The sequence below is a fragment of the Sphingomonas sp. GW821-FHT12D09 genome (assembly GCF_058807215.1).
Window position 1 is genome coordinate 1575479 of sequence record NZ_JBXAQL010000001.1, and the last position, 22801, is coordinate 1598279.

Sequence of the window (22801 nt, forward strand, 5' to 3'; positions counted from 1 at the left end):
TTGGGAAAGTGGAGCGGGTAGCGGGAATCGAACCCGCGCTAGAAGCTTGGGAAGCTCCTGTGATACCATTTCACCATACCCGCTCGGGTATAGCGGGCGCTTGCCACAGCCCCGGCCCCGCGGTCAACCGTTGACCTCGATGCCGCACCCGCTAGCGTGACCGCAAGATGAGGAGTTACGGTAAAATGCGGGTTCTTGCAGGTGCGGCGCTTGTCGCGATGGCGTTCACGGGCACCGCGGCCCACGCCCAGCAGAACCCCCAGGCCGAAGCGCAAGCGCTCGACCTGCTCAAGCGCGGCATCGCCTTCCGCAGCGTCGCCGGGCCCGGCAACCAGACGCCGGACTATGCCGATTACCTGAAGCAGCAGCTCGTCGCCGGCGGCTTCGACGCGGCCGATATCCGCATCGAGAAAGTCGGCGACACCGCCTGGATGGCCGTCCGCTATCCAGGTGCCGACAAGGCCGCCAAGCCGATCTACATCTCGGGCCATATGGACGTGGTCGAGGCCAAGCCCGAGGACTGGACGCGCGATCCCTTCACCCCGATCGTCGAGAACGGCTATATCTTCGGCCGCGGCGCGACCGATATGAAGTACGACCTCTCGACGATGGTCGCCACGCTGATCCAGCTCAAGCGCGAGGGCTATCGGCCGTCCCGCGACATCCTCCTCCTCGCCTCGGGCGACGAGGAGACCAGCATGAAGACCACCATGCTGATGGCCGAGCAATATCACGATGCCGAGATGCTGCTGAACATCGACGGTGGCGGCGGCGGGCTCGACGAGAATGGCAAGCCCGAGATCTTCGGCCTCCAGGGCGCCGAGAAGACCTATGCCGATTACGAGCTGACCTTCACCAACCCGGGCGGCCATTCGAGCGCGCCGGGCAAGAGCAACGCGATCTACTCGCTCGCTCATGCGCTGGCGAAGATCGAGGCCTACCAGTTCCCCGGCGAGATCAACGACATCACCCGCGCGGGTTTCCTCGAAGGCGCCAAGACCGCCGACGCGCAGATGGCTACGGCGATGCGCGCTTTCCTCGCCAACCAGCAGGACCCCAAGGCACTCGCCACGCTGCGTTCGGAGCCCGGCCTGATCGGCCAGACCGGCACGACCTGCGTCGCGACGATGGTGACGGCCGGCCACGCCACCAACGCCCTGCCCCAGCGCGCGACCGCCAACATCAATTGCCGCATCTTTCCCGGCACTTCGGTTCAGGCCGTCGCGGCAACCCTCACCAAGGTCGTCGCCGACCCGGAGCTCAAGCTCAAGACGCTCGACAGCGGCACCGTCGCCAGCCCCGCCTCGCCGCTCCGCCCGGATCTGCTGAAGCTGGTCAGCGACGGCATCCATGCCCGCTTCCCCGGCGTGCCGATCGTCCCGGCGATGTCCGCCGGCGCCAGCGACTCGATGTGGTTCCGCGCCAAAGGCGTGCCGAGCTACGGGGTCAGCCCGATCTTCATGAAGGGCTCGGACAGCTTCGCCCATGGCCTGAACGAACGCACTCCGCTCAGCGAGATCGCGCCGTCGATCGTGTATTACAAGGCGCTGCTCAAAGGCCTGACGAAGTAGGCATCACGCAGCGGCGGCAGCCGCGCCTTCCCGGACCAGCAACGCGCGCAGCAGCAGGATCACGACGCCGATCGAGATCGCGCAGTCCGCGGTGTTGAAGATCAGGAACGGCCGCCAGGCGCCGAAGTGCAGGTCGAGGAAATCGACGACATAGCCGAATCGCAACCGGTCGAGGATATTGCCCAACGCGCCACCCAGGATCAGGCCGAGCCCGATCGCTTCGGGCGGCTTGCGATTGCGCCACAGCCACCCCCCGACACCCAGCGCGATCACGCCGGTCAGGACAATGAGCAGCCAGCGGCCGAGCGATCCGTCGGCGGTGAGCAGGCTCATCGAAACGCCGTGATTCTCTTCCCAGCGCAGGTTGAAGATCGGCAGGAGCTCGACGACCCCGCGATCCCGCAGCGCCAGCGGGCCGGCCACGACCCATTTGGGGAACTGGTCGATGGTCAGTGCGGCCGCCGCGGCGATCAGCCCGGCGGCACGCGGGTTGATCCCGGTCATTCTCAAACTCCTTGCGTACTATCTTGCTAACACACACGAGCTTGTGCACAAGTCGTTGCCAACGGCATCAATCTGCCTGGGGGAAAGATCATAGTGCCCATAACCGAACCTGGCGGCACGCCCGCGCTCGAATTGCGAGCGCTCGGCAAGACCTATGGCCGCGGCGCCGGCGGCAAGCGCGCGGTCGATGACGTGTCGCTCAGCGTCCGCGGCGGCGAAGTCTATGGCTTCCTTGGCCCCAATGGCGCGGGCAAGAGCACGACGATCCGCATGGCGCTCGGCCTGATCCGCCCGAGCGATGGCGATGTCCTGCTGTTCGGCGAGCCGGTCTCCGCCAGGGCCCTGCGCCACGTCGGCTCGCTGGTCGATGGCGGAACCTTCTACCCCTTCCTCTCCGGCCGCGACAATCTGCGGGTGCTGGCAAAGACCCAGGGCAGCGACGGCGCGCGCATCGACGCGGTGCTCGAGCGCGTCGACCTGGCACGCGACGCCAGGCGCAAGGTGAAGGGCTATTCGACGGGCATGAAGCAGCGGCTGGGTGTCGCCGCCGCACTGCTCGACGATCCCGACCTGGTGATCCTCGACGAGCCGGCCAACGGCCTGGACGCCGCCGGCATCCAGGACATGCGCACGCTGCTGCGCGGCCTGGCCGCCGACGGCAAGGCCGTGTTCCTGTCCAGCCATCTGCTCCACGAAGTCGAGCAGATCTGCGACCGGGTGGCGATCGTCCACAAGGGCAAGCTGCTGCGCGAAGCCAGTGTCCGCGAAATCCTCGACCAGGGCGAAGCGCTGCGCGTCGAGGCGGAACCGCTCGACATCGCGGCTGCCGCACTCAAGGACCGCTGGCCGTTCGAGCGGGCCGCGGACAGCCTCAAGGTGCAGGCGAGCCGTGCCGAGGCACCGGCTATCGTGCGTGCGCTGGTCGAGGCCAAGGCCGAGGTCTTCCGCGTCGGGCCCGACGATCAGAGCCTCGAGGAAATCTTCCTGAACATGACGAGGGACACCGATGCTTGACGCCGTCCTTGCCGAGGCGCTGAAGCTTCGCCGCCACCGGGCGACCTGGATGATGGTCTGGGCCTATCCGATCGTCTTCGCGCTGATCATTATCGGCGTGCTCCTCTATGGCGCATTCCGGGTGCGCAGCGGCGTGCCGGGGCCGATCGAGCCCGCCGCCGAGTGGATCAAGGACAGCACCATGCTCTGGAAAGTCCCGACCTCGCCGCCGGGGCGCTTCCTGATCGCGGGCTTTGCCGCGGTGGTGTTCGCCGGCGAATATGGCTGGAACACCTGGAAGCTGATCATCCCGGCCCGCGCGCGCTGGCAGTTGATCGCAGCGAAATGGGTCGTGGCGCTTGGCTTCCTGATGCTCGCCTTCATCGCCGCCGACCTGATCACGCTGATCGGCAGCTGGCTGGGATCGTTCGAGGGCGACAGGATTCCCGCCGGCGTGACGCTGGGCGCCGTCGCCCAGGCGCATTGGCACGCGGCCACGCATGCGCTGATCCCGATCCTCTATACGATCGCCTTTGCCGGGCTGTTCGCGATCCTCACCCAGTCGATCCTCGCCACGGTGATCCTGTCGATCGCACTTGTCGTGATCGAAGGATTGTGGCCGTTGATCGGCATGTTCTTCTATCAATATGCGCCGGCGCTGACCGCCGGACTGGTCAAGGTGCTGCCCTTCTATCACCTGGCCAATCTTGCCGCCTGGGCGAAGGGCGCCGGCCTGATGATGCCGCTTGCGCCCGACACGATCATGTCCATGTCCTGGGGCATGTCCTTCGCCGTGATTGCGGCGTGGATCCTCGCGGCGGGTGCGGCCACGCAGGTGCGTTTCCTGCGGCAGGATCTCAACTGACGGCAGCGGGCTCCAAGGCAAGGGTAACATCGCCGGAAAGCACGCGCGTCCTATCTGGAGTTCTGCGCCGGCATGTCCCAATCGGGTTCGACCACCACTCCGTCTATGGTGACCGTCGGTTCATACGCGTTGCCAGGGTAGATTTGCATGCCGAGATGATAGGGTGTGATATCGAAGGGTGCCCCGCGGAGATCGGCTTCGATGATCATCTGCGACCCAGGCTGCAGCACATATCTGTCGGGGTTGATTTCTACCATGATTTCCAACGGCTCGGCGCCGCTATTGCGCAGGACAAGCTGCTGATTGGGATTGGCAGCGGCGGCATTTTCGGTCTGCTCGGCCCAGCCTCCGGTAAGGCGCCGCCAAAGCGTAAGTCGAGGCAATGATGTCCTCCGGAACATGGATCGCTGGCCAGCCTAACGCATAAGGCGACCTTCGCAAAATGGGTCGCGTCCGGAACGGCGGCTTTGTAAGCCCTGACCAGACCAAGGGAGACCAAGGTGACCGCCAGATACGACGCCCTGATCATCGGCGGTGGGCATAACGGCCTGGTCTGCGCCTTCTACCTCGCGCGTGCCGGACTGAAGGTCCGCGTTCTCGAGCGCCGTCACCTGGTCGGCGGTGCGGCGGTGACCGAGGAATTCCACCCCGGCTTTCGCAATTCCACCGCAAGCTACACCGTCAGCCTGCTGCGCCCCAAGGTGATCGCCGACATGAAGCTCCACGCGCGCGGCTGGCGCGTGGTCGAGCGGCAGATCTCCAACTTCCTGCCGCACGAGGGCGGATACCTGAAGCTGGGCGGCGGGCACGAACGCACCCGCGCCGAGTTCGCCCGTTTCTCGGCAAAGGACGCCGCGGCCTTCCCGCGCTACGAGGAAGCGCTGGAGCGCGTGGCGCAAGTGCTGCGCGACATGGCGCTCAGGACCCCACCCAATGCCGGCGGCGGCATCCGCGCCTTGCTCGCCGCTGCCGCGCAGGGCCGCAAGCTGGCGAGCATGGGCATCGAGGCGCAGCGCGACACGATGGACCTGTTCGTCAAGTCGGCGCGCGACTTCCTCGATGGCTGGTTCGAGAACGACTATATCAAGGCGGCGTTCGGCTTCGACGCGGTCGTCGGCAACTATGCCAGCCCCGACACGCCCGGTAGCGCCTATGTGCTGCTCCACCACGTCTTCGGCGAAGTGAACGGCAAGAAGGGCGCCTGGGGCCATTCGATCGGCGGCATGGGCGCGATCACGCAGGCGATGGCCGAGGCGTGTGTCGAGGCCGGGGTCGAGATCAGCCTGGAGGCGCCGGTCGTCCGCCTGCTGGTCGATGGCGGCAAGGTCGCCGGCGTCCGGCTGGAGAGCGGCGAGGAAATCGCGGCCAAGACCGTCGCCGCCAATGTCGGGCCCGCCCTGCTCTACCGCCAGCTCGTCGAGCGCAGCGACATGCCCGCCGACTTCGCGCGGCGGATCGACGGCTACAAGGCCAGCTCGGGCACCTTCCGGATGAACGTCGCGCTGTCCGAGCTGCCCGACTTCACGGTGCTACCCGGCACCGGCGAGCATCACACCGCCGGCATCATGATCTGCCCGACCCTGGATTACATGGACTGCGCCTATACCAGCGCGAAGGTGCACGGCATGTCCGACGAGCCGATCGTCGAGATGACCATCCCCTCTACCGTGGACGACAGCCTCGCCCCGGCCGGCCAACATGTCGCCGCGCTGTTCTGCCAGCAATTCGCGCCCGGCCTCGACTGGGACGAACACCGCGAGGCCGCCGCCGATCGGGTCATCGACACGGTCACCAGGCACGCGCCGAACTTCAAGGCATCGGTGATCGCCCGCCAGATCCACTCCCCGCTCGATCTCGAGCGCAAGTTCGGGCTGGTCGGCGGCGACATCATGCACGGGCACATGTCGCTCGATCAGCTCTGGGCCGCGCGCCCGGTACTGGGCCATGGCGACTATCGCGGCCCGATCCAGGGACTCTACATGTGCGGCGCGGGCACCCATCCCGGCGGCGGCGTCACCGGCGCGCCGGGCCACAATGCCGCGCACGAGATCCTACGCGACCGGAGCTTGCTCGGCCGCCTGCTGCGCTGATCCACGCATCAGATAGAGCGGGATCGCCGTCGCCATCAGCAACAGGCTCCACCCGATCGCCTCATATCCCGCGCCCCAGATCGCCCAGAGCGCGAAGGCCAGCCCGGCCAGCGCCGCGGGTCGTGCCACGCCGAGGACCAGCGCCGAGACGCAGGCCCCTGCATAGAACCACAGGGTCGCCGCCGTCGTGACGCGCAGCATGAAGTCGTAGATCGCCGAAGTGTCGCGCGAGACGTTGCTGAGGATCAGCACGCTCGCCAGCGCAGTGGAGGCAAGCAAGGCGCCAACCGGCACGTCGCGCCTGCTGGTCCGCCCGATCGCCGCCGGGATCACCCCCGCGCGCGCCATGCCGAGCGGCGCTTCGCCCTGGAGCAGCACCCAGCCATTGAGCGCGCCGATCGCCGCCACCGCGGCGAACCCGGCGACCGCCAGCCCGGCCCAGCGGCCCCAGAACGTCTCGACGAACAGCGCGACCGGCGCGTTGGCGCCTGCGATCACTTCCTGCGGCATCGCGAAGATGATCCCCGAGCACGCGATCAGGTAGAGCAGCCCGGTCACGCCGACGCCGGTCAGCGTCGCGCGGCTGACGGTGCGCCCAGGATCGCGCACCCGCTCGGCCGCCATGCCCGCGCATTCGAAGCCGACCATCGCGAAGAACGCCATCGTCACCGCGGGCGCCAGCTGCCTGGCATCGAAAGGGGCGTGCGGGTGCGCGTCGAGGGCGAGATTGCCGCCCAGGCCGAGTTGGGCGAGCAGCAGGATGATCGCCGCCATCGGCACCAGCTTGACCAACGTCGTCACCACCTGGAACCGGCCCGCCGCCGGCGCGCCACGCAAATTGAGCAAGGTGATCAGCCACAGCAACGCCACCGCACCGAGCACCAGGCTGAGCGAGGAAGCGGCGAGCGCCGGCCAGAACACCGCGAGATAGCGCACCGCCGTCAGCGCGATGAAGGCATTTGCGGACCAGATGCCGACCCACATGCTCCAGCCGATCAGCATGCCCGGCAGCGGGCCAAGCGCCTTGGCGCAGATCGCCAGCGTTCCGGTCGCTTCGGGCATTGTCCTCGACAGGCTCGCGATCACCCATGCCAGCGCCAGCGACCCCGCAATGGCGGCAATCCAGGCGGCGATGCTGGTGAGCCCGAAGGGCGCGAGCTGCGCCGGCAGCGCGAAGAAGCCCGAGCCGATCATGTTGCCGATGACGAGTGCCGTCGCCGTCCAGAAGCCGAATGGCCGTCGCGTCATGTTCGTCATGCTTCCCCCCGGAAAGTTCAGATCCCGCCTTCGACGGCCTCCAGCCCCATATCACGCAAACCGCTGGCAAGCGCTTCCGCACAGGCATCGAGCACGGCCTGATCGGTCGCCCGTACCACGAAATTCGCGCCGGTCTTTCCGTCGCGGAAGAAAGGATAGCTGCCGATCGCTACGCCTTCATGGGCGCGCTCGGTCGCGCCGAGCATGTCGGCGATCTCGCTCTCCGCCGCCCAGGACCCGATCGTGCGCGACAACACCGGACGGCCGCCCTCCAGCGTGCCGGTCAGCGCATCGAGCATGCCCGCGGTGATATGCGGCACGCCGGCGAGGATGAAGAGATTACCCACCCGGATGCCCGGCGCGCCGGACATGCGATTGGGGATCAGCTCGGCGCCCTCGGGCACTCGCGCCATGCGCAGCCGCGCATCGGTCAGGCCGCCGCGCGGCTCGTAATAGCGCTCCAGGATCGCGCGCGCCTCAGGGTGGATCACCACGCCGACGCCCAGCGCCACGGCGATCGCATCGACGGTGATGTCGTCATGCGTCGGCCCGATCCCGCCTGTAGTGAAGCAATAATCATATCCGGTGCGCAGCGCGTTCACCGCCTCGACGATCCGGCCCTCGACATCGGGCACCACCCGCACTTCGGAAAGCCGGATGCCCTGCACGTTCAGCCAGGTCGCGATCTGGGCGATGTTCTTGTCCTGCGTGCGGCCCGAGAGGATCTCGTCGCCGATCACCACCAGCCCTGCCGTCCAGATGCGCTCGCCCATGGTCCCGGCATAGCCACAAGCCGAGCCCACGCCTAGCATTTCTGCCTCTCGAAAAACTCGGACGACCGGCCTATATCGCCCCGATGACCGAATATGTGACCGTAACCGCCGACAGCCCCAAGGCGCGCGATGGCGCGATCAAGCTCCATGGCCCCGAAGGCTTCGAAGGCATGCGCCGCGCCGGGCGACTCGGCGCCGAGATCCTCGATGCGCTCGTGCCCCATGTCGTGCCGGGCGTCACCACGGCCGAACTCGACGACATCGTCCGCCAGATGAGCGTCGCCGCCGGCGGCGTGCCGGCAACGCTCGGCTATCGCGGCTACACGCACAGCTGCTGCATCTCGATCAACCATGTCGTCTGCCACGGCATCCCGAGCGAGAAGACGCTGAAGGACGGCGACATCGTCAATATCGACGTGACGCCGATGCTCGATGGCTGGCACGGCGACACCAGCCGCATGTTCCTGGTCGGCGACGTGCCGATCAAGGCGCGCCGCCTGGTCGATGTCACTTATGAGTGCCTGATGCTCGGCCTCGAACAGGCCAGGCCGGGCAACCATCTCGGCGATGTGGCGCATGCGATCCAGCGGCATGCCGAGAAGCATCGCTACGGCGTGGTCCGCGATTTCTGCGGCCATGGCCTCGGCCAGATCTTCCACGACGCGCCCGAAGTCGTCCATGTCGGCCGCCCCGGCACCGGCCCGGAGCTGCGCCCCGGCATGTTCTTCACCGTCGAGCCGATGATCAATATCGGCCGCGCCGACGTGAAGTTGCTCGAAGATGGCTGGACGGCGGTGACCCGCGACCGCTCGCTCTCGGCGCAGTTCGAGCACTCGATCGGCATCACGGAAGACGGCTGCGAGATCTTCACCAAGAGCCCCAAGGGACTCGACCACCCGCCTTATTGAGCGGGCGGCGCCAGCCACCCTTCCTGTTCCCGGGCGAATGCCTGGTCTAGCCCATAACGAAGTCACGCGCGGCAGCGCGTGCTGGTCATGCGCGCTCGAGCCGACCTCCCCGAACCGGATGCGCCCGCCAACGGCGATGGGAGCCGGGCGGGCGCGAGCGGCGGGTGGAGGAGTGGGCCTTACCGCCGCCGGGGGGTCTCACGGCCACCACAGTAAAGTGCGGACCGAGTCGAACTATATCTCCGAAAATCTCCATATTTCGGAGTGAGTCAATCGCGTTTAGCAAGGGTATATGTCAAAACGGATGCTATTCTTCACAGCAGGCAGCACCGATTATTAACATAAATTATGATATTTACTTTAGGACTGTCGCACTCCAGTGCGGCAATTGCGCCCAGCCCTGCAACTGTTCTTCTGCCTCGGCCGCATCCAGGGCGCCCGCTTCGCAATCTATCCAGAACGCGGCGCGTTCCGCCGGGGCGAGCGCAAGCAGACCGTGCGCCATGATGACGAGCGGCCCCGTGGCGACGATCACGTCACCCCCAGCCAGCTCACTCCCCCGCCGGTGCAATTCGGCGGGCACATCCATTGGCAGAACCTGCATGCTTCATCCCGCTTGCGCTGGCGCATGCAACGTCCGGCCTCGCCCTCGGGTTCCCAAACAGACTGGCAGGTCATTCGTTGCGCTTCCGCAACGTCGCCGCTGCCCCCAAATCCGGCACCGCGCATCGCGCTGCCTAAAGGATAGGCACTTGTTAAAGCCGCGCCCGGCGTGCAACCGAGAGGGAACGCCGACTCTCCGCATGGCACGAACCTTGCCAGACGCGCGGATAGGCAAGCCTCATGTGCCTCGGGGGAAACCGTGAAAAAGATCGAAGCGATCATCAAGCCGTTCAAGCTCGACGAAGTGAAGGAAGCGCTCCACGAAGTGGGCGTCTCCGGCATCACCGTCACTGAAGCCAAGGGCTTCGGCCGTCAGAAGGGTCATACCGAGCTCTATCGCGGAGCCGAATATGTCGTGGACTTCCTCCCCAAGGTGAAGCTCGAGGTCGTCGTGGAGGACGCGCTTGCCGACCGCGTGGTCGAAGCGGTCGCCGCTGCGGCGCAGACCGGCCGGATCGGCGACGGCAAGATCTTCGTGATCCCCGTCGAGACGGCGCTGCGCATCCGCACCGGCGAGCGCAACGAAAACGCGATTTGACGCAGCGCAACATCGAGTCGATGTAGCGCGCTTACGGGGCAATTTTATTTCCCGATTCGTCGGGTCAACGAAAGAGAGCGAAAGGGCTTAACAATGGCGAATTCGGCCAGCGACGTTCTGAAGATGGTCAAGGAAAACGAGATCGAATGGATCGATCTGCGTTTCACCGACCCCAAGGGCAAGTGGCAGCACCTCACCATGGTCGCTTCGGTGATCGGTGACGACGAGCTGACCGATGGCCTGATGTTCGACGGTTCGTCGATCGAAGGCTGGAAGGCGATCAACGAGTCCGACATGATCCTGAAGCCGGATCTGGACGCGGTGTGGATCGATCCGTTCTCGGCCACCCCGATGCTGATCCTGGTCTGCGACATCGTCGAGCCCTCGACCGGCGAGCTCTATTCGCGCGACCCGCGCTCGACCGCCAAGCGTTCGGAGGCCTACCTCCAGTCGCTCGGCATCGGCGATACCGTCTATGTCGGCCCCGAGGCCGAGTTCTTCATGTTCGACGACGTCCGCTTCGAGAACAGCTACTCGACCAGCTATTACGCGATCGACGACATCGAACTGCCGGGCAATTCGGGCAAGGAATACGAGGCCGGCAATCTCGGCCACCGTCCGCGCGCCAAGGGCGGCTATTTCCCCGTCGCGCCGGTCGACAGCGCCGTCGACATCCGCGGCGAGATGGTCGCCACGATGCTCGAAATGGGCCTGCCCTGCGACAAGCACCACCACGAAGTCGCCGCCGCACAGCACGAGCTCGGCCTGACCTATGGCACGCTCGTCCAGACCGCCGACCGCATGCAGATCTACAAGTACGTCGTGCATCAGGTCGCGCATGCCTATGGCAAGACTGCGACCTTCATGCCGAAGCCGATCAAGGAAGATAACGGCTCGGGCATGCACACCCACATCTCGATCTGGGAAAAGGGCGCCAACACCTTCGCGGGCAATGGCTATGCCGGCCTGTCGGACGCGTGCCTGTACTTCATCGGCGGCGTGATCAAGCACGCCAAGGCGCTCAACGCCTTCACCAACCCGACCACCAACAGCTACAAGCGCCTGGTGCCGGGCTATGAAGCTCCCGTGCTGCTCGCCTATTCGTCGCGCAACCGCTCGGCTTCGTGCCGCATCCCGTACGGTGCGGGCACCAAGGCGAAGCGCGTCGAGTTCCGCTTCCCGGACGCGCTGGCCAATCCGTATCTCTGCTATGCAGCGCTACTGATGGCCGGCCTGGACGGCATCCAGAACAAGATCCACCCAGGCGATCCGATGGACAAGAACCTGTACGACCTGCCGCCGGCAGAGCTCGAGCAGGTCCCGACCGTGTGCGGTTCGCTGCGTGAAGCGCTCGACAGCCTGGAAGCCGATATGGACTTCCTGCTCAAGGGCGACGTTTTCACCAAGGACCAGATCGCGGCCTATGTCGAGATCAAGCGCGGCGACGTCGCCCGCTGGGAAATGACCCCGTCCCCGGTCGAATACGACATGTATTATTCGGCCTGATCCTTTCGGACAGACCAGAAACGAAGCGCCCGGGCCAGAAGGTCCGGGCGTTTTCGTATCCGCTTTTTCGTATCCGGATGTGCGCCCGATTGCGCTGAATTGGCCGAAGTTTCGCTTCCCTCCGCCCCTTGCTTGTGATCAGTCGCGTAGTAGTTGGGGAGGAACGACATGGTTCCGGCAATCTTGAAGCGAACAATGCTGCTGTGGGTGTTCGTGCTCGCGGCCTGCACGATCCAGCTGGCACCAGCCTATGATCCTGCCCTGGTCCAGGGGCTGGACCAGGCGAACACCCAGACGCTGACACTGTTCGCCGAACTGGAGACGGGCTCGCCGGCCTCGAAATTCGATGCCTATGACAGCCGCTATGCCGCGCTGATCGGCCAGTTCGATGCGCTGCGCCAGCAGGCGATGGCCCGGCAGATCCCGCCGCTGGCCAGGCGGCTCTCTCAACTCAAGCTGGTCGAGAAGGTCTGCGGGACGGGCGCCGATGCCACCTCCTGCGTCAACGTCACCCCGTCCAGCCTGGCGCAGGTGCTCGTCAACCTCCGCCGGATGCGAGACACGCACAAGGCCACCGGCCTCCAGCCGGACATCGTCACCCTGTTCCGCGGCGGCTACGACCCGGCGATCGCCCAGGCGCTCGCTGTCGAAAATGCACTGAAGCGATAGGGGGCCGCCATGAACAGTCAGGACATATTGGCCGACATGGTCACCGCGCTGAAGGGCGAGTTGGGCCAGGGCTATTCGACCATCAGCAGCTTCGTGCAGAACCAGGGCAATCTGCTCGCCAAGCAGGCAGAGAACATCGCCACCTCGCGCGCGACGGGATCGCTCAAGGACGATGACGCGCTGTTCGACTTCTTCCTGCAAGGGCTGCAGGCCAATGCCCAGAACGCAGCCAAGGCCGTTGTCCAGCTATCGGCGATAACGATCGAGGCGGCTTGGAACGCGATTGCCGGCGCGCTCTGGGGCGGCGTCCGCACCATCCTGACCGGCGCGGGCGTGCCCGACAATCTCCTGCCGGCAACGCCGCCGCTCAATCTCTGAGCGGACGGCGCCCGGCGGCGGGCCCCCGGCTCAGAGCCGGTAGCGGAACGCGAACTTATAGCCTTCCCAGACTGCGATCGCGAGGAAGAGCAGGTCCATCGGGTCGGCGGCGGCCATGAACAGTTCCGCGGTGCCGCTCATGCCGAGCTGGCCGGCCACGTCGATGACTTCGACATTGCCCAGCTTGGCGAAGATCGCGACGTCGGCCAGCGCCGTGCCCAGGACCCAGCCGAGCGCCGCGCACGCCGCGCCCAGGAACCCGAATTGCTGGTCCACGCCCTTGCCCGCGGCGCGCACCGCATAGCCGACCAGCGCGCCGACCACGATCGCCATCAGCCCGGTCGAATAGTTGGTGACATAGACCACCAGCGCCCACAGCACCGCGCCGACGATCGCCGCGGCAAGACCCGCGGCCACGGCCAGCGGGAAATTCTGCTGCGCGCGCAACTGCGCGATCGCCTCGTCATGGCTCATCGTCTCGAACTCGGGCGGCTCGATCGTCGTATCGGTCATGTGTTCCCCCTTATTGAATCATGTCGTGCGTCAGCTCGGTCATCACCGCCAGGAATGCGGCAAGCCCCAGATAGATGATCGCATATTGAAGCTTGGTCTCGCCCGAGGCGCTGTAATAGGCTTGGTTCTCGGGCGCCTTCGGATCGTAGTTCCACGCCTGCTTGAGCGCGGGAAAGGCGAGAAGCGCGATCAGGAACAGCAGCGGGCTCGGCCGCCACAGCATCAGCGCCAGCATCATCGGCACGCCGATGAACCAGATGCGCGGGCTCAGGATCGCAGTGATCCGCCCGCCATCCAGCGGCGAGAGCGGGATCAGGTTGAAGAAGTTGAGGAAGAAGCCGCTGTACGACACCGCGAGCAGCAGGTCGCTCTCGGTCGCCCGCGCCCAGAAATAGACGAGGATCGCGCCCGCCGTGCCCATCAGCGGCCCGGCCACCGCGACATAGGCCTCGGTCTCGACGTCCATCGGCTGGTCCTTCAGCTCGATCCAGGCGCCGACAAAGGGAATGAAAGTGGGCGCGCTCACCGGCAGCCCGCGCTGCTTCGCGGCAAGGAAATGCCCCATCTCATGGACGAGCAGCAGCCCGACAAAGCCCAGCGCATAGGCCCAGCCGAACACCGAGGCGTAGATCGCGATCGACACGATCATGGTAAGCAACGTGCCGCCAAGCTTGCCGAGCTTGAACAGCGTGAAGATGGCGACGAGCGCGGTGCCCATCAGCGCACCGCCAGGTTGGAACCGCGCGACACATTACCCCCCGTAGAGTCCGCGTTAGTGGCGGATTGGATAAGCGGCACTGCCCCGCTTTGGAAGCCGCTTCATGACTTATTTGTAACGGAGCCAATTGCCAGGGCACTGGTTTAGCCGAGCGTGGAAGACGCGGGAAACTTCAGAGCGGCATTGGTGACCGGCGGCGAATCCGGGATCGGCCGAGCCAGTGCCATCGCACTCGCCCGCGCCGGCCGCGACGTCGCCATCCTCTATCATCGCGACGCGGCCGCCGCGGCGGAGACCGCAAAAAGCATCACCGACGCCGGACTGCGCGCGGCCTGTGTACAAGCCGATGTCGGCGACGAAGTCGCGGTGGAGGCAGCGTTCGGCGCCGCGATCGCCGCGATCGGCCCGCTCGATTGCCTCGTCAATTCGGCCGGGCTCAACATGTCGGGCGCCCCCGTCGCCGAGATGGCGCTCGCGCAGTGGCAGCGCATGCTGCGGACCGATCTCGACGGCGTATTCCTCACCTCGCGGCGCTTCGTCCGAGAGGCGCATGCGCGCGGGCACGGCGGCAGCATCGTCAACATCTCGTCGATCCACGCGGTCGACGTGCGGGCCGGCGGCGCGGATTATTGCGCGGCCAAGGCCGGGGTGAAGGCGCTCACCGAAACGATGGCGTTGGAAGAGGCGCCGCACGGCATCACCGTCAACAGCGTCGCGCCCGGCATGATCCTCACGCCGATGAATGCCCGCGCGGTCGCGGACGCCGGCTATCGCAACGCGCTCGAAGCCAATATCCCCGCGGGCCGTGCCGGCAAGCCCGAGGAAGTCGGCGCGCTGGTCGCCTTCCTCGCCTCGCCGCAAGCGCGCTACATCAACGGCGCCACGCTGACGATCGACGGCGCCCTCTCCCTCCTGCTCGCACAAGGCGCCTGATGGGTCTCGATTTCACTGTCGAAAGGATCGAGGCGGTCACGCTCGACCGGCCGGACGCGCTTGCCGGGCACGCGCTGATGAGCCCCTATGTCTGGGGCCTCGCCGGCGGCGGCTATGGCATGTTGCTGCGCATCGTGCCGCCCGTGGATGCGCGGGACTTCCACACCGGCAGCATCTGGTATGCCGGGAGCACAGACGGGCTACACTTCAAGCTCGACGATGCGCCGGTGATCGCTCCGGGACCGGATGCGCTCGATATCGGCGGGTGCGAGGATCCGACGCTGGTGATCGATGGCGACCACGTGCTGGTCTATTATACCGGCGTCGATGCCGATCATTCGACCGGCCGGCTGATGCTCGCCCAGGGCCCGGACGTCCATCACCTCACCAAATGCGGCATCGCGCTCGACTCGAGCAAGAGCGCCGGCAACACCAAGGAAGCGAGCGTCGACCGCACGCCGGACGGCGGCTGGCGGTTGTTCTACGAATATGCGCAAGCCGACGCCTCTCGCATCGGCGTCGCGATCGGCGAGGGTGCGCGCGGCCCCTGGCAGGAACAGCCCCACCCGTTCAGTGTGCGCGAGGACCGCTGGGACAGCTGGCACCTTTCGACCGGTCCCCTGTTCACCACCGACAAGGACCGGCCGGTGATGTTCTACAATGGCGCGACCCAGGATGCGCGCTGGCGGATCGGCTGGATCGCCTTCGATGCCGATTATACCCGCGTCGTCGATCGCTGCATCGAGCCGCTGATCGCGCCGCCGCCCCAGCCCGAACGCGGGATGACCGACATCGCGTTCGCGGCCTCGGTCGTCGCGCATGGCGACGCCGCGATCCTCTATTATTCGCTCGCCGATGCCCGGCTGGCGCGGGCGCATATCCGCCGTTTCGCCTTCTAGCCGCGCCGATTGCCGGTCGGCCACGCGGTGTGATAGCGCACTGCATCACCCGGAGGTTTCCCCACATGCGACTCAATCGTCTCGCCGCCGCCGCGCTGCTGCTCGGCACATCCGCGCTCGCCGCCCCCGCCCTCGCCCAGACTGCGCCCGCCAAGCCCAGATACGGGACCTGGGGCGTCGATTACGCGACGATGGACAAGAGCGTGAAGCCCGGCGACGACTTCTTCCGATTCGCCGAGGGGACCTGGCTGCGCGACGCGCCCATCGCCGAGGACAAGTCCCGCGCCGGCTATAATTACGACCTGCCCGACGAAACCGAGATCGAGATCCGCGCGCTGGTCGAGGGCGCGGGCGCGCGCCCCATCGATCCGACCCTGCGCCAGGTATCGGACTTCTACGCCGCGTGGATGGACGAGGCCGGGATCGAGGCGCGCGGCGCCGCGCCGCTCAAGCCCTATCTCACCGGCATCGCCGCGGTGAAGGACCGCCTGGGCCTCAACCTGCTGATGGCCGAGCCCGGCTATGCCAGCCCCGTCGGCATCGGCATCTCGGCCGACGAGAAGAACCCCACCCAGTACACCGTCATGGCTGGACAGAGCCGGCTGGGCCTCCCCACGCGCGACTATTATCTGCTCGACGGCGAGAAGTACGTCGCGATCCGCAAGGCGTACCGCGCCTATGTCGTGAAGATCCAGCAACTCGCCGGGATTCCCGATGCCGAAGCGAAGGCCGACGCGATCCTCGCGCTCGAAACCCGCCTGGCGAAGGACCAGTGGACGCCCGAGGCGCGCCGCGACCCGCAAAAGACCTATAACCCGATGACCCGCGCGCAGCTGGCCAAGCTTGCCCCGGAATTCGATTGGGACGCCACGCTCGCGCATATGGGCCTGGCCAAGATGCCGACCGTTATCGTCCGCGAAACCACCGCCGTCACCGCCGCCGGCAAGCGCCTGGCCGATGTGCCGCTCGCGACCTGGAAGGACTGGGTCGCCTATCGCTTCGTCAGCGATCACGCCTCGTACCTTCCCAAGGCCTTCGACGACGCCCGCTTCGATTTCTACAGCCGCACGCTCAACGATGTGAAGGCGCAGGCCCCGCGTTGGAAGCGCGGCGTGCGCCTGCTCGACGGCAGCCTCGGCGAAGCGCTCGGCAAGATCTACGCCGAGCGCCACTGGACCAAGGAAGCCGCCACCCAGGCGAACGAGCTGGTCGAAGACCTGCGCGCCGCCTATGCCGACAAGATCAACGCCGCCAAGTGGATGGACGCGCCGACCCGAAAGGAAGCGCTCGCCAAGCTCGCCGCCTTCGATCCGCGCCTCGGCGGGCCGGTGAAGTATATCGACTATTCGGCAATGCCGGTCAGCCGCACCGATCCGCTCGCCAACGACCTCGCCTCCGATACCTTCGAGTGGAAGCTCCAGCTCTCGCGCCTCGGCAAGCCGGTCGATCGCAGCCTTTGGGACATGACCCCGCAGACGGTGAACGCCTATTATGATCCGGTCCTCAACCAGGTCACCTTCCCCGCCGCGCAGCTCCAGCCGCCCTTCTTCGATCCCGCCGCCGACCCCGCGGTCAATTATGGCGAGACGGGCGCGACGATCGGCCATGAGATGGGCCACGGCTTCGACGACGAAGGCCGCCAGTACGATGCCAGCGGCAAGCTGCGCGACTGGTGGACCGCGGAATCGGCGACGCGCTACACCGCGCATGCCCAGGCGCTGGTCAAGCAGTTCGACGCCTATGAGCCGATCCCCGGCGTCCACATCAAGGGCCAGCTCACCCTCGGCGAGAACTTGGGCGACCTGGGCGGGCTCGAGGCGGCGTACGCAGCCTATCGCCGCTACGTCTCGCGCCACGGCGAACCGGCGGTGATCGACGGCTACACCGGCGACCAGCGCTTCTTCATCGCCTATGCGCAGAGCTGGCAGGGCAAGGCCCGCGAAGGCGCGCTGCGCGCCCAGCTCCTCTCCAACCCGCACAGCCCCGAGGAATACCGAGTCAACGGTATCGTCCGGAACATGGACGAATGGTATCGCGCATTCGGCGTGCAGCCCGGCGACAAGCTGTATCTGCCACCCGAGGAACGCGTCCACGTCTGGTAAGCGCGTCGGTCACGGAAAATCCAAAGGGCGTCCGGAATACCCGGGCGCCCTTTGTTTTGGACGACTCGTGTATTTTCAAGTTCTTGCGCGATTTACACCGAAACGGCGTCATATTCAGAAATATATGAAGACGATATCAATCTATATTTCCGCTTGCAAATTTCGCTGCCGGCAATAGCTTTCCCAAAACGACTTGTTGACAAGCAAGTTGAGTCTTTATCATTACCTGACTTTACTTGATATTTCCGCATTTTGTGGCCGCATGATTGCGGATCGCATTGGCGTGCGTTCGCGACACGTGATCATGGGGAGGGGTCGACATGGCAGAAGTAACTTCGGTCAACAGCCAGATCACGGATTCCATCTCGCAAATTGGCGTCAATGTGATCGGCGATGCCCCCGCCGTTGCGCTCGCGCAGCTCTATCAGCTGACGGCGCAGGCACTTGCCCAGGCGGCGCTGGCGAGCGTCCATGCCCAGCAGCAGCATTTCATCCTCGCCCAGGCGGCGACCGCGACCGGCGTCGCCGCGCTCTATGCCGCGGCCGCCGGCGGTGAAACCGTCCTCGTCACGCCTCCCCTCGCGGCCTGAAGCGGCCCCGGCACGGAAAGGAAACTCCCATGGCATTTCCCACGGCAGTAAACAGCCAGATCACCGACTCGGTCAGCCAGGCGAACACCAAGGTGCTCGGCGATGCGCCTGCGATCGCGATGGGCAACCTGTTCGTCGCCACCGCCCAAGCGCTGTCCAACGCCGCGCACAACGCCACCAATGCGCAGCAGCAAAGCTATGTCACGGCCCAGGCCGCTACCACCATGGGCGTGGCGACGCTCTATTCGCTGGTCGGCGCAGTCGACGCGGCCGATGCGCTCTTCAGCGCCCCGCCCGCCGCCTGAATCGCGCAAGGAGCACAACCATGGCATTCCCGACCTCGGTCAACGACCAGATCACCGACAGCGTAACCCAGGCCAATGTGAAGGTGCTGGGCGACGCCCCCGCAATCGCGATGGGCAATCTCTACCAGGCGACCGCGCAGGCGCTGGCCAACGCCGCGCACAACGCCACTGCCGCGCAACAACAGTCCAACATCACCGCACAGGCGGCGACGACCTCGGGCGTCACGACGCTCTATTCGATCGACACCGCCTCGGATGCGCTATCGACGCGAGGCGTCCTGGGCTGACCGCCTAGCCTAGCCTGCGCCCCGCCCAGGAGCCAAACCATGTCCCGATCCGCGGTAAACGACCAGATTCTCGACTCGATCGCCACGGTGAACACCCTGGTGACCGGCCAGGCGCCCGCGAGCGCCCAGGCGATGGTCGATCTCGCCGCCGCCCAGGCGCTGGGCACGCTGCTGCACGGCGCGGCCCAGCGCCACCAGCAATCGGCGACCTCCGGCGCGGCCGCGGCCACCGCCGCCTGTGCCCGCATCCTGGCGGCGCGATCGCCGATCCTCAGGGGTGCACCGCCCGCACCGGCAGACGTGATCGCCGAGGCAACCGCCGAAGCCGAGGAGGCGATCGAAGTGCTCCAAAGCTACGCCGTATCGCTGGGGGACGAAGGCGCGGTCGCGCGCGCGGCGCTTTCGACGCTCCAGGCCCAAGCCGCCCCGCCCCAACCCACGCCCGCATCGCCCCCGGCCGCTAGCGGTAGCACGGATGCCAAGACGCCGGCGCGCGGCGCCAAGGAGGGCTGACCATGGCCGACCCCGATAGCTCCGCGACCATCGATCCGGCGATCCTCGACGCCATCAACCAGAGCCAAGCCGCGACGATGGCACAGCAGGTGCTGATCGGCGGCGGCGCCGGCCGCGCCTATCAGAGCGTCGCCGTCTCGGCTGCGATCGCGATCCAGGACGCGACCGATACGCTGCGCAACCTCTCCAGCATTTCGGCCACCGCCCTCGGCGTCGCCATGGCGCAGATGATCGACGACCCCGCGACGGGGCAGAAGATGTACGAAGCGGCGCAAAGCGCGCTCGCCCTTGCGGCGGATCATTACGCCGCGGTCTGCACCGCCGCGGCGAAGTCGCTCAAGGAATTCCCGACCAATTGAACGGAGGAAGCAGGGATGAGCCTGATCATCGCTCGCCGCCTGATCCAGAGCCCGAACGGATTGTCGCAACCCGCTTTGCTGGTTTTGAGCTGCATCGACGGCGGCAATGAATGGCTGGCCCACGCGATCGCCGCAACGAGCAGCTATGCATTCGAGGACGAGATGGCGCTCGTCGTCGCCGCGCAACAGGGTCTGCACGGCACGCCGCTGGTGCTGCTGCCCAAGCTCGGGCTGATGGCCGGCGCCGCGCGGCTGATTGCGATCTCCGCGGCCGGCCTGCAGCAACTGGTCGCGGTCGAGGCCGGCAGCGAGGGCGCCGACACCGCGCGTGCCGCGAAGATCCTCGCCGAGGAGACCCTCGCCACCGCCGCCGATCTCGCCGGCGCGGATGCGCTGCTCAAGTCGCTCGGCGTGGGCGCCGCGCCGCTGTTCCAGCTGCTGTCGCTGGGCGACCGGCTCGGCCTGCTCGCGCTCAGGGCCGATCTTGCGGCAGAAGGCGCGCCGAGTGCCGCGCTCCAGAAGAACGCTGCCCGCTTCGCAGTCGATTGGGCCTATAGCCCCGCCGAATTCGCCGACTATGTCCGTGCCTGGCTCGCGCTGACCACCGGCCCCGATCCGCTCACCCCCGACGCCGCGCGCACGGCACTCACCACATTACCGCCCTTGCTGTTCGACGCACTCGATTGCCCGGCGGTTTCGGGCTTTGTCGGCCCGCAGGAGCTTGCCGCCGCCATTGCCGGGTGGATCGCATCGGGCCGCCGGATCGGCTTCCCACGCCTGTCACGCGGCGTCTGGCAGCTTGTCGCCAATGGCGGCTATCGCGGCGAGAGCGGTTCGGACGGCCAGGCAGTCGTCGACAACTATCTCGCCCAGGCCCAGACGCTGCTCACCGCCTCGGCACTGCCCCGCGCCCGCATCGGCCAGGACGGCGCTTCGGCACGCTATGCGGTCCAGGGCATGCTCGGCGAGCAGAAGGCCGAGGCCGAACTGATGCTGGAAGCCACCGGATCGGTAACGCTCCAGCGCTTCGCCCCCAAGGTCACGGCCGACTAAGCCCGAGAGTCCCGCAAGGAGAGGTCAGATGAGCGACAAGCTGTTGAGTGCCCATGCCGCGATCGCCGATGCCGTCGCGGCCGAGGCGGCGGCCGTATCCGCCGCAGCGCTTGCCGCCCGTGCCTTGCCACCGGAGCCCGAGCCGGAAGCCGAGCCTGACGCCGCGGCGACCAACGCCAAACCGGCGGCCAAGGCCAAGCCCGCCGACAAGGACTGACGGCAAGGATTGTTGGTTAAGCGGAACGGGGACGGCTTCCCCGCGTTGCGGTTGTGGTTCGTAGGGAGGACCTCGCATGCGTATCGCACCCCCGCTCGCCGGCCTGTTGCTGCTCGCTGCCTGTTCCGGTTCGGACAATTCCGGCGGCCCCTCGCCTATGCCGACCCCCACGCCCACCGCGGCCAACACCGCGCCCAGCTTCACGTCAGGCACCACAGCCAGCGTCGCCGAGAACACGGTCCTGGCCTATCAGGCGACCGCTACCGACGCCGAAGCCAACCCGATCACCTTCTCGATCGCGGGCGGCCCCGATGCCGCGCTCTTCACGATCACCGCGTCCGGCGCGCTCAGCTTTCTCGCTGCTCCGAGCTTCGAGACGCCCAAGGATGCCGATGGCAACAATGTCTACCAGGTCCAGCTGCGCGCAAGCGATGCCAGCCTGAACACCACACGCGACGTCGCGATCACCGTCACCGACAGCAAGGAAGGCATCGCGGTCAAGCGCGTCGGCACCGGCTTCAACCAGCCGCTCTATGTGGCGGCGGTGCCCGGCGACAATGCCCGCGTCTTCGTGGTGGAGAAGGGCGGCGGCGTCTATTTCCTCACGCCTTCGACGGGTGCGAAGGCGCTCGCCTTCACTGTCGGCAACCTATCGACCAGCGGCGAGCGCGGCCTGCTCGGCATCGCCCCGCGCCCCGATTTCGCCACGTCTAACGTGGTCTTTGTCCACGCCGTCGCGCCCGACGGCAGCCTCGAGATCCGCGAATACACGATCGGCAGCGCCGGCTACCGCACTGCGCTCTCGACCCCCCACCCCACCAACGACAATCATAATGGCGGCTGGATCGCCTTCGGGCCGGACGGACTGCTCTACGATGCCACCGGCGATGGCGGCGGCGGCGGCGATCCGAGCAACAACGCCCAGAACGTCAATTCGCGGCTCGGCAAGATCCTGCGCCTGCGCATCGACACCACCCCCGGCTCGGCCACGCCTTTCGCGCCCGCACCGGCCAACCCCTTCGCGGGCGGCGGCGGCGATCCGTACATCTTCGCCTATGGCCTGCGGAATCCGTTCCGCAACAGCTTCGACGGCAACACGCTCGTCATCGCAGATGTCGGCCAGGGCGCGATCGAGGAGATCGATCTCGCCCCGATCGCCTCGCCCGGACTCAATTTCGGCTGGCGCTTCCTGGAGGGCACCCAGGCCTATACCGGCACCGCGCCGGCCGGCCTCACCGCCCCCGTCTCGCAATATGACCATGGCAGCGGCCCCAAGCAGGGCGCCTCGATCATCGGCGGCTATGTCTATCGCGGCCCCGTCACTTCGCTCCAGGGCAGCTACATCTTCGGCGACTATGTCAGCGGCAATATCTGGACGCTGCCCTATTCCGCGCTCGTCCAGGGCTCGCTCTTCTCCAATGCGAATTACGAGCGCCGCAATGTCGACTTCACCCCCGATGCCGGCGCGATCGGCAGCCTCGTCTCGTTCGGGCAGGACGGCGCCGGAAACGTCTATCTGGTCGATATCGGCGGCAGCATCTTCATGATCGCCCCTGCCTGAGTCGCACTCTTGCGTTGCGAAACGCAACTGTCCATC

General features: G+C 66.5%; 27 protein-coding genes and 1 tRNA gene. 20 read left to right on the plus strand and 8 right to left on the minus strand.

Translation table 11 applies throughout. The annotated features are described in order from the left end of the window. Nucleotides 1-9: 9 nt before the first annotated feature. A tRNA-Gly gene (locus AC1RPL_RS07020) sits at nucleotides 10-83 on the minus strand. Between the two features lie 102 nt (nucleotides 84-185). Here AC1RPL_RS07020 and AC1RPL_RS07025 point away from each other — a divergent pair. After that, nucleotides 186-1571, plus strand: a complete 1386-nt coding sequence (locus AC1RPL_RS07025; RefSeq protein WP_493068532.1) for a M20/M25/M40 family metallo-hydrolase — start codon at nucleotides 186-188, stop codon at nucleotides 1569-1571. Nucleotides 1572-1574: 3 nt separating this feature from the next. Here the strand turns inward: AC1RPL_RS07025 and lspA are convergent, their stop codons facing one another. Further along, on the minus strand, nucleotides 1575-2075 hold the full coding sequence (gene lspA, locus AC1RPL_RS07030; protein ID WP_493068533.1) for a signal peptidase II: 501 nt from the start codon (nucleotides 2073-2075) through the stop codon (nucleotides 1575-1577). 93 nt (nucleotides 2076-2168) lie between these two features. On the opposite strand from lspA, the gene AC1RPL_RS07035 reads away from it, so the two are divergent. Further along, the gene (locus tag AC1RPL_RS07035; RefSeq protein ID WP_493068534.1) at nucleotides 2169-3089 is read left to right on the plus strand and encodes an ABC transporter ATP-binding protein; all 921 of its coding nucleotides are present in this window, start codon (nucleotides 2169-2171) and stop codon (nucleotides 3087-3089) included. After that, the gene (locus AC1RPL_RS07040) at nucleotides 3082-3933 is read left to right on the plus strand and encodes an ABC transporter permease (protein WP_493068535.1); all 852 of its coding nucleotides are present in this window, start codon (nucleotides 3082-3084) and stop codon (nucleotides 3931-3933) included. The genes AC1RPL_RS07035 and AC1RPL_RS07040 overlap by 8 nt, the downstream gene beginning before the upstream one ends. A 50-nt stretch (nucleotides 3934-3983) precedes the next feature. Here the strand turns inward: AC1RPL_RS07040 and AC1RPL_RS07045 are convergent, their stop codons facing one another. Next, nucleotides 3984-4316: a hypothetical protein gene (locus AC1RPL_RS07045; RefSeq protein ID WP_493068536.1), complete on the minus strand. Its 333-nt coding sequence runs from the start codon at nucleotides 4314-4316 to the stop codon at nucleotides 3984-3986. Between the two features lie 117 nt (nucleotides 4317-4433). Here AC1RPL_RS07045 and AC1RPL_RS07050 point away from each other — a divergent pair, with 117 nt between their 5' ends. Continuing rightward, on the plus strand, nucleotides 4434-6023 hold the full coding sequence (locus tag AC1RPL_RS07050; RefSeq protein ID WP_493068537.1) for a phytoene desaturase family protein: 1590 nt from the start codon (nucleotides 4434-4436) through the stop codon (nucleotides 6021-6023). On the opposite strand, the gene AC1RPL_RS07055 is transcribed toward AC1RPL_RS07050, so the two are convergent. Both AC1RPL_RS07055 and AC1RPL_RS07060 read right to left on the minus strand, forming a co-directional pair. Then, complete coding sequence (locus tag AC1RPL_RS07055; protein ID WP_493068538.1) at nucleotides 5985-7280, minus strand: APC family permease; 1296 nt, start codon at nucleotides 7278-7280, stop codon at nucleotides 5985-5987. The two genes, AC1RPL_RS07050 and AC1RPL_RS07055, sit on opposite strands and share 39 nt — an antisense overlap. A gap of 17 nt (nucleotides 7281-7297) precedes the next feature. Continuing rightward, complete coding sequence (locus tag AC1RPL_RS07060) at nucleotides 7298-8053, minus strand: competence/damage-inducible protein A (protein WP_493069098.1); 756 nt, start codon at nucleotides 8051-8053, stop codon at nucleotides 7298-7300. Between the two features lie 83 nt (nucleotides 8054-8136). Between AC1RPL_RS07060 and map the strand changes: the two genes are divergently transcribed. Next, nucleotides 8137-8961: a type I methionyl aminopeptidase gene (map, locus tag AC1RPL_RS07065; RefSeq protein WP_493068539.1), complete on the plus strand. Its 825-nt coding sequence runs from the start codon at nucleotides 8137-8139 to the stop codon at nucleotides 8959-8961. A gap of 355 nt (nucleotides 8962-9316) precedes the next feature. Here the strand turns inward: map and AC1RPL_RS07070 are convergent, their stop codons facing one another. Further along, on the minus strand, nucleotides 9317-9496 hold the full coding sequence (locus AC1RPL_RS07070; protein WP_493068540.1) for a hypothetical protein: 180 nt from the start codon (nucleotides 9494-9496) through the stop codon (nucleotides 9317-9319). A gap of 327 nt (nucleotides 9497-9823) precedes the next feature. On the opposite strand from AC1RPL_RS07070, the gene AC1RPL_RS07075 reads away from it, so the two are divergent. The 4 genes from AC1RPL_RS07075 to AC1RPL_RS07090 all read left to right on the plus strand — a co-directional run bounded on the left by AC1RPL_RS07075 (nucleotide 9824) and on the right by AC1RPL_RS07090 (nucleotide 12715). Beyond that, on the plus strand, nucleotides 9824-10162 hold the full coding sequence (locus tag AC1RPL_RS07075) for a P-II family nitrogen regulator (protein ID WP_180147861.1): 339 nt from the start codon (nucleotides 9824-9826) through the stop codon (nucleotides 10160-10162). Nucleotides 10163-10255: 93 nt separating this feature from the next. Beyond that, nucleotides 10256-11668, plus strand: a complete 1413-nt coding sequence (gene glnA / locus AC1RPL_RS07080) for a type I glutamate--ammonia ligase (RefSeq protein WP_493068541.1) — start codon at nucleotides 10256-10258, stop codon at nucleotides 11666-11668. Nucleotides 11669-11863: 195 nt separating this feature from the next. Continuing rightward, complete coding sequence (locus AC1RPL_RS07085; protein ID WP_493068542.1) at nucleotides 11864-12337, plus strand: hypothetical protein; 474 nt, start codon at nucleotides 11864-11866, stop codon at nucleotides 12335-12337. A gap of 9 nt (nucleotides 12338-12346) precedes the next feature. Continuing rightward, the gene (locus AC1RPL_RS07090) at nucleotides 12347-12715 is read left to right on the plus strand and encodes a hypothetical protein (RefSeq protein WP_493068543.1); all 369 of its coding nucleotides are present in this window, start codon (nucleotides 12347-12349) and stop codon (nucleotides 12713-12715) included. 30 nt (nucleotides 12716-12745) lie between these two features. Here AC1RPL_RS07090 and AC1RPL_RS07095 read toward each other — a convergent pair whose 3' ends face one another. Both AC1RPL_RS07095 and AC1RPL_RS07100 read right to left on the minus strand, forming a co-directional pair. Continuing rightward, nucleotides 12746-13228, minus strand: coding sequence for a hypothetical protein (locus tag AC1RPL_RS07095; RefSeq protein ID WP_493068544.1), 483 nt, complete (start codon nucleotides 13226-13228; stop codon nucleotides 12746-12748). A 10-nt stretch (nucleotides 13229-13238) separates the two neighbouring features. After that, nucleotides 13239-13946, minus strand: coding sequence for a site-2 protease family protein (locus AC1RPL_RS07100; protein WP_493068545.1), 708 nt, complete (start codon nucleotides 13944-13946; stop codon nucleotides 13239-13241). Between the two features lie 153 nt (nucleotides 13947-14099). Between AC1RPL_RS07100 and AC1RPL_RS07105 the strand changes: the two genes are divergently transcribed. From AC1RPL_RS07105 to AC1RPL_RS07155, 11 genes are all read left to right on the plus strand, one after another. Then, entirely contained in the window at nucleotides 14100-14879 is a 780-nt protein-coding gene (locus tag AC1RPL_RS07105; RefSeq protein ID WP_493068546.1) for an SDR family NAD(P)-dependent oxidoreductase, read from the plus strand. After that, nucleotides 14879-15778, plus strand: a complete 900-nt coding sequence (locus tag AC1RPL_RS07110; RefSeq protein WP_493068547.1) for a glycoside hydrolase family 130 protein — start codon at nucleotides 14879-14881, stop codon at nucleotides 15776-15778. The genes AC1RPL_RS07105 and AC1RPL_RS07110 overlap by 1 nt, the downstream gene beginning before the upstream one ends. A 65-nt stretch (nucleotides 15779-15843) precedes the next feature. Further along, a complete protein-coding gene (locus tag AC1RPL_RS07115) occupies nucleotides 15844-17880 on the plus strand; it encodes a M13 family metallopeptidase (protein ID WP_493068548.1) in 2037 nt (678 codons plus the stop codon). Nucleotides 17881-18200: 320 nt separating this feature from the next. Next, a complete protein-coding gene (locus tag AC1RPL_RS07120) occupies nucleotides 18201-18470 on the plus strand; it encodes a RebB family R body protein (protein ID WP_493068549.1) in 270 nt (89 codons plus the stop codon). A 29-nt stretch (nucleotides 18471-18499) separates the two neighbouring features. Beyond that, a complete protein-coding gene (locus AC1RPL_RS07125; protein WP_493068550.1) occupies nucleotides 18500-18775 on the plus strand; it encodes a RebB family R body protein in 276 nt (91 codons plus the stop codon). 20 nt (nucleotides 18776-18795) lie between these two features. Beyond that, a complete protein-coding gene (locus AC1RPL_RS07130) occupies nucleotides 18796-19062 on the plus strand; it encodes a RebB family R body protein (protein ID WP_493068551.1) in 267 nt (88 codons plus the stop codon). A 39-nt stretch (nucleotides 19063-19101) separates the two neighbouring features. After that, entirely contained in the window at nucleotides 19102-19575 is a 474-nt protein-coding gene (locus tag AC1RPL_RS07135; RefSeq protein ID WP_493068552.1) for a RebB family R body protein, read from the plus strand. Nucleotides 19576-19577: 2 nt separating this feature from the next. Beyond that, nucleotides 19578-19934, plus strand: coding sequence for a hypothetical protein (locus tag AC1RPL_RS07140; protein ID WP_493068553.1), 357 nt, complete (start codon nucleotides 19578-19580; stop codon nucleotides 19932-19934). Nucleotides 19935-19949: 15 nt separating this feature from the next. Next, a complete protein-coding gene (locus AC1RPL_RS07145; RefSeq protein WP_493068554.1) occupies nucleotides 19950-20987 on the plus strand; it encodes a hypothetical protein in 1038 nt (345 codons plus the stop codon). Nucleotides 20988-21015: 28 nt separating this feature from the next. Continuing rightward, complete coding sequence (locus tag AC1RPL_RS07150) at nucleotides 21016-21204, plus strand: hypothetical protein (RefSeq protein ID WP_493068555.1); 189 nt, start codon at nucleotides 21016-21018, stop codon at nucleotides 21202-21204. A 76-nt stretch (nucleotides 21205-21280) separates the two neighbouring features. After that, complete coding sequence (locus AC1RPL_RS07155) at nucleotides 21281-22765, plus strand: PQQ-dependent sugar dehydrogenase (RefSeq protein ID WP_493068556.1); 1485 nt, start codon at nucleotides 21281-21283, stop codon at nucleotides 22763-22765. Nucleotides 22766-22801 lie beyond the last annotated feature (36 nt).

Coding starts and splice junctions, on each gene's coding strand:
- AC1RPL_RS07055 (WP_493068538.1), bottom strand. CDS start 7,280: ATGACGAACATGACGCGACGGCCATTCGGCTTCTGGACGGCGACGGCA.
- AC1RPL_RS07155 (WP_493068556.1), top strand. CDS start 21,281: ATGCGTATCGCACCCCCGCTCGCCGGCCTGTTGCTGCTCGCTGCCTGT.
- AC1RPL_RS07135 (WP_493068552.1), top strand. CDS start 19,102: ATGTCCCGATCCGCGGTAAACGACCAGATTCTCGACTCGATCGCCACG.
- AC1RPL_RS07025 (WP_493068532.1), top strand. CDS start 186: ATGCGGGTTCTTGCAGGTGCGGCGCTTGTCGCGATGGCGTTCACGGGC.
- AC1RPL_RS07095 (WP_493068544.1), bottom strand. CDS start 13,228: ATGACCGATACGACGATCGAGCCGCCCGAGTTCGAGACGATGAGCCAT.
- map (WP_493068539.1), top strand. CDS start 8,137: ATGACCGAATATGTGACCGTAACCGCCGACAGCCCCAAGGCGCGCGAT.
- AC1RPL_RS07115 (WP_493068548.1), top strand. CDS start 15,844: ATGCGACTCAATCGTCTCGCCGCCGCCGCGCTGCTGCTCGGCACATCC.
- AC1RPL_RS07130 (WP_493068551.1), top strand. CDS start 18,796: ATGGCATTCCCGACCTCGGTCAACGACCAGATCACCGACAGCGTAACC.
- AC1RPL_RS07125 (WP_493068550.1), top strand. CDS start 18,500: ATGGCATTTCCCACGGCAGTAAACAGCCAGATCACCGACTCGGTCAGC.
- lspA (WP_493068533.1), bottom strand. CDS start 2,075: ATGACCGGGATCAACCCGCGTGCCGCCGGGCTGATCGCCGCGGCGGCC.
- AC1RPL_RS07140 (WP_493068553.1), top strand. CDS start 19,578: ATGGCCGACCCCGATAGCTCCGCGACCATCGATCCGGCGATCCTCGAC.
- AC1RPL_RS07150 (WP_493068555.1), top strand. CDS start 21,016: ATGAGCGACAAGCTGTTGAGTGCCCATGCCGCGATCGCCGATGCCGTC.
- AC1RPL_RS07145 (WP_493068554.1), top strand. CDS start 19,950: ATGAGCCTGATCATCGCTCGCCGCCTGATCCAGAGCCCGAACGGATTG.
- AC1RPL_RS07120 (WP_493068549.1), top strand. CDS start 18,201: ATGGCAGAAGTAACTTCGGTCAACAGCCAGATCACGGATTCCATCTCG.
- AC1RPL_RS07110 (WP_493068547.1), top strand. CDS start 14,879: ATGGGTCTCGATTTCACTGTCGAAAGGATCGAGGCGGTCACGCTCGAC.
- AC1RPL_RS07085 (WP_493068542.1), top strand. CDS start 11,864: ATGCTGCTGTGGGTGTTCGTGCTCGCGGCCTGCACGATCCAGCTGGCA.
- AC1RPL_RS07100 (WP_493068545.1), bottom strand. CDS start 13,946: ATGGGCACCGCGCTCGTCGCCATCTTCACGCTGTTCAAGCTCGGCAAG.
- AC1RPL_RS07040 (WP_493068535.1), top strand. CDS start 3,082: ATGCTTGACGCCGTCCTTGCCGAGGCGCTGAAGCTTCGCCGCCACCGG.
- AC1RPL_RS07060 (WP_493069098.1), bottom strand. CDS start 8,053: ATGGGCGAGCGCATCTGGACGGCAGGGCTGGTGGTGATCGGCGACGAG.
- AC1RPL_RS07090 (WP_493068543.1), top strand. CDS start 12,347: ATGAACAGTCAGGACATATTGGCCGACATGGTCACCGCGCTGAAGGGC.
- glnA (WP_493068541.1), top strand. CDS start 10,256: ATGGCGAATTCGGCCAGCGACGTTCTGAAGATGGTCAAGGAAAACGAG.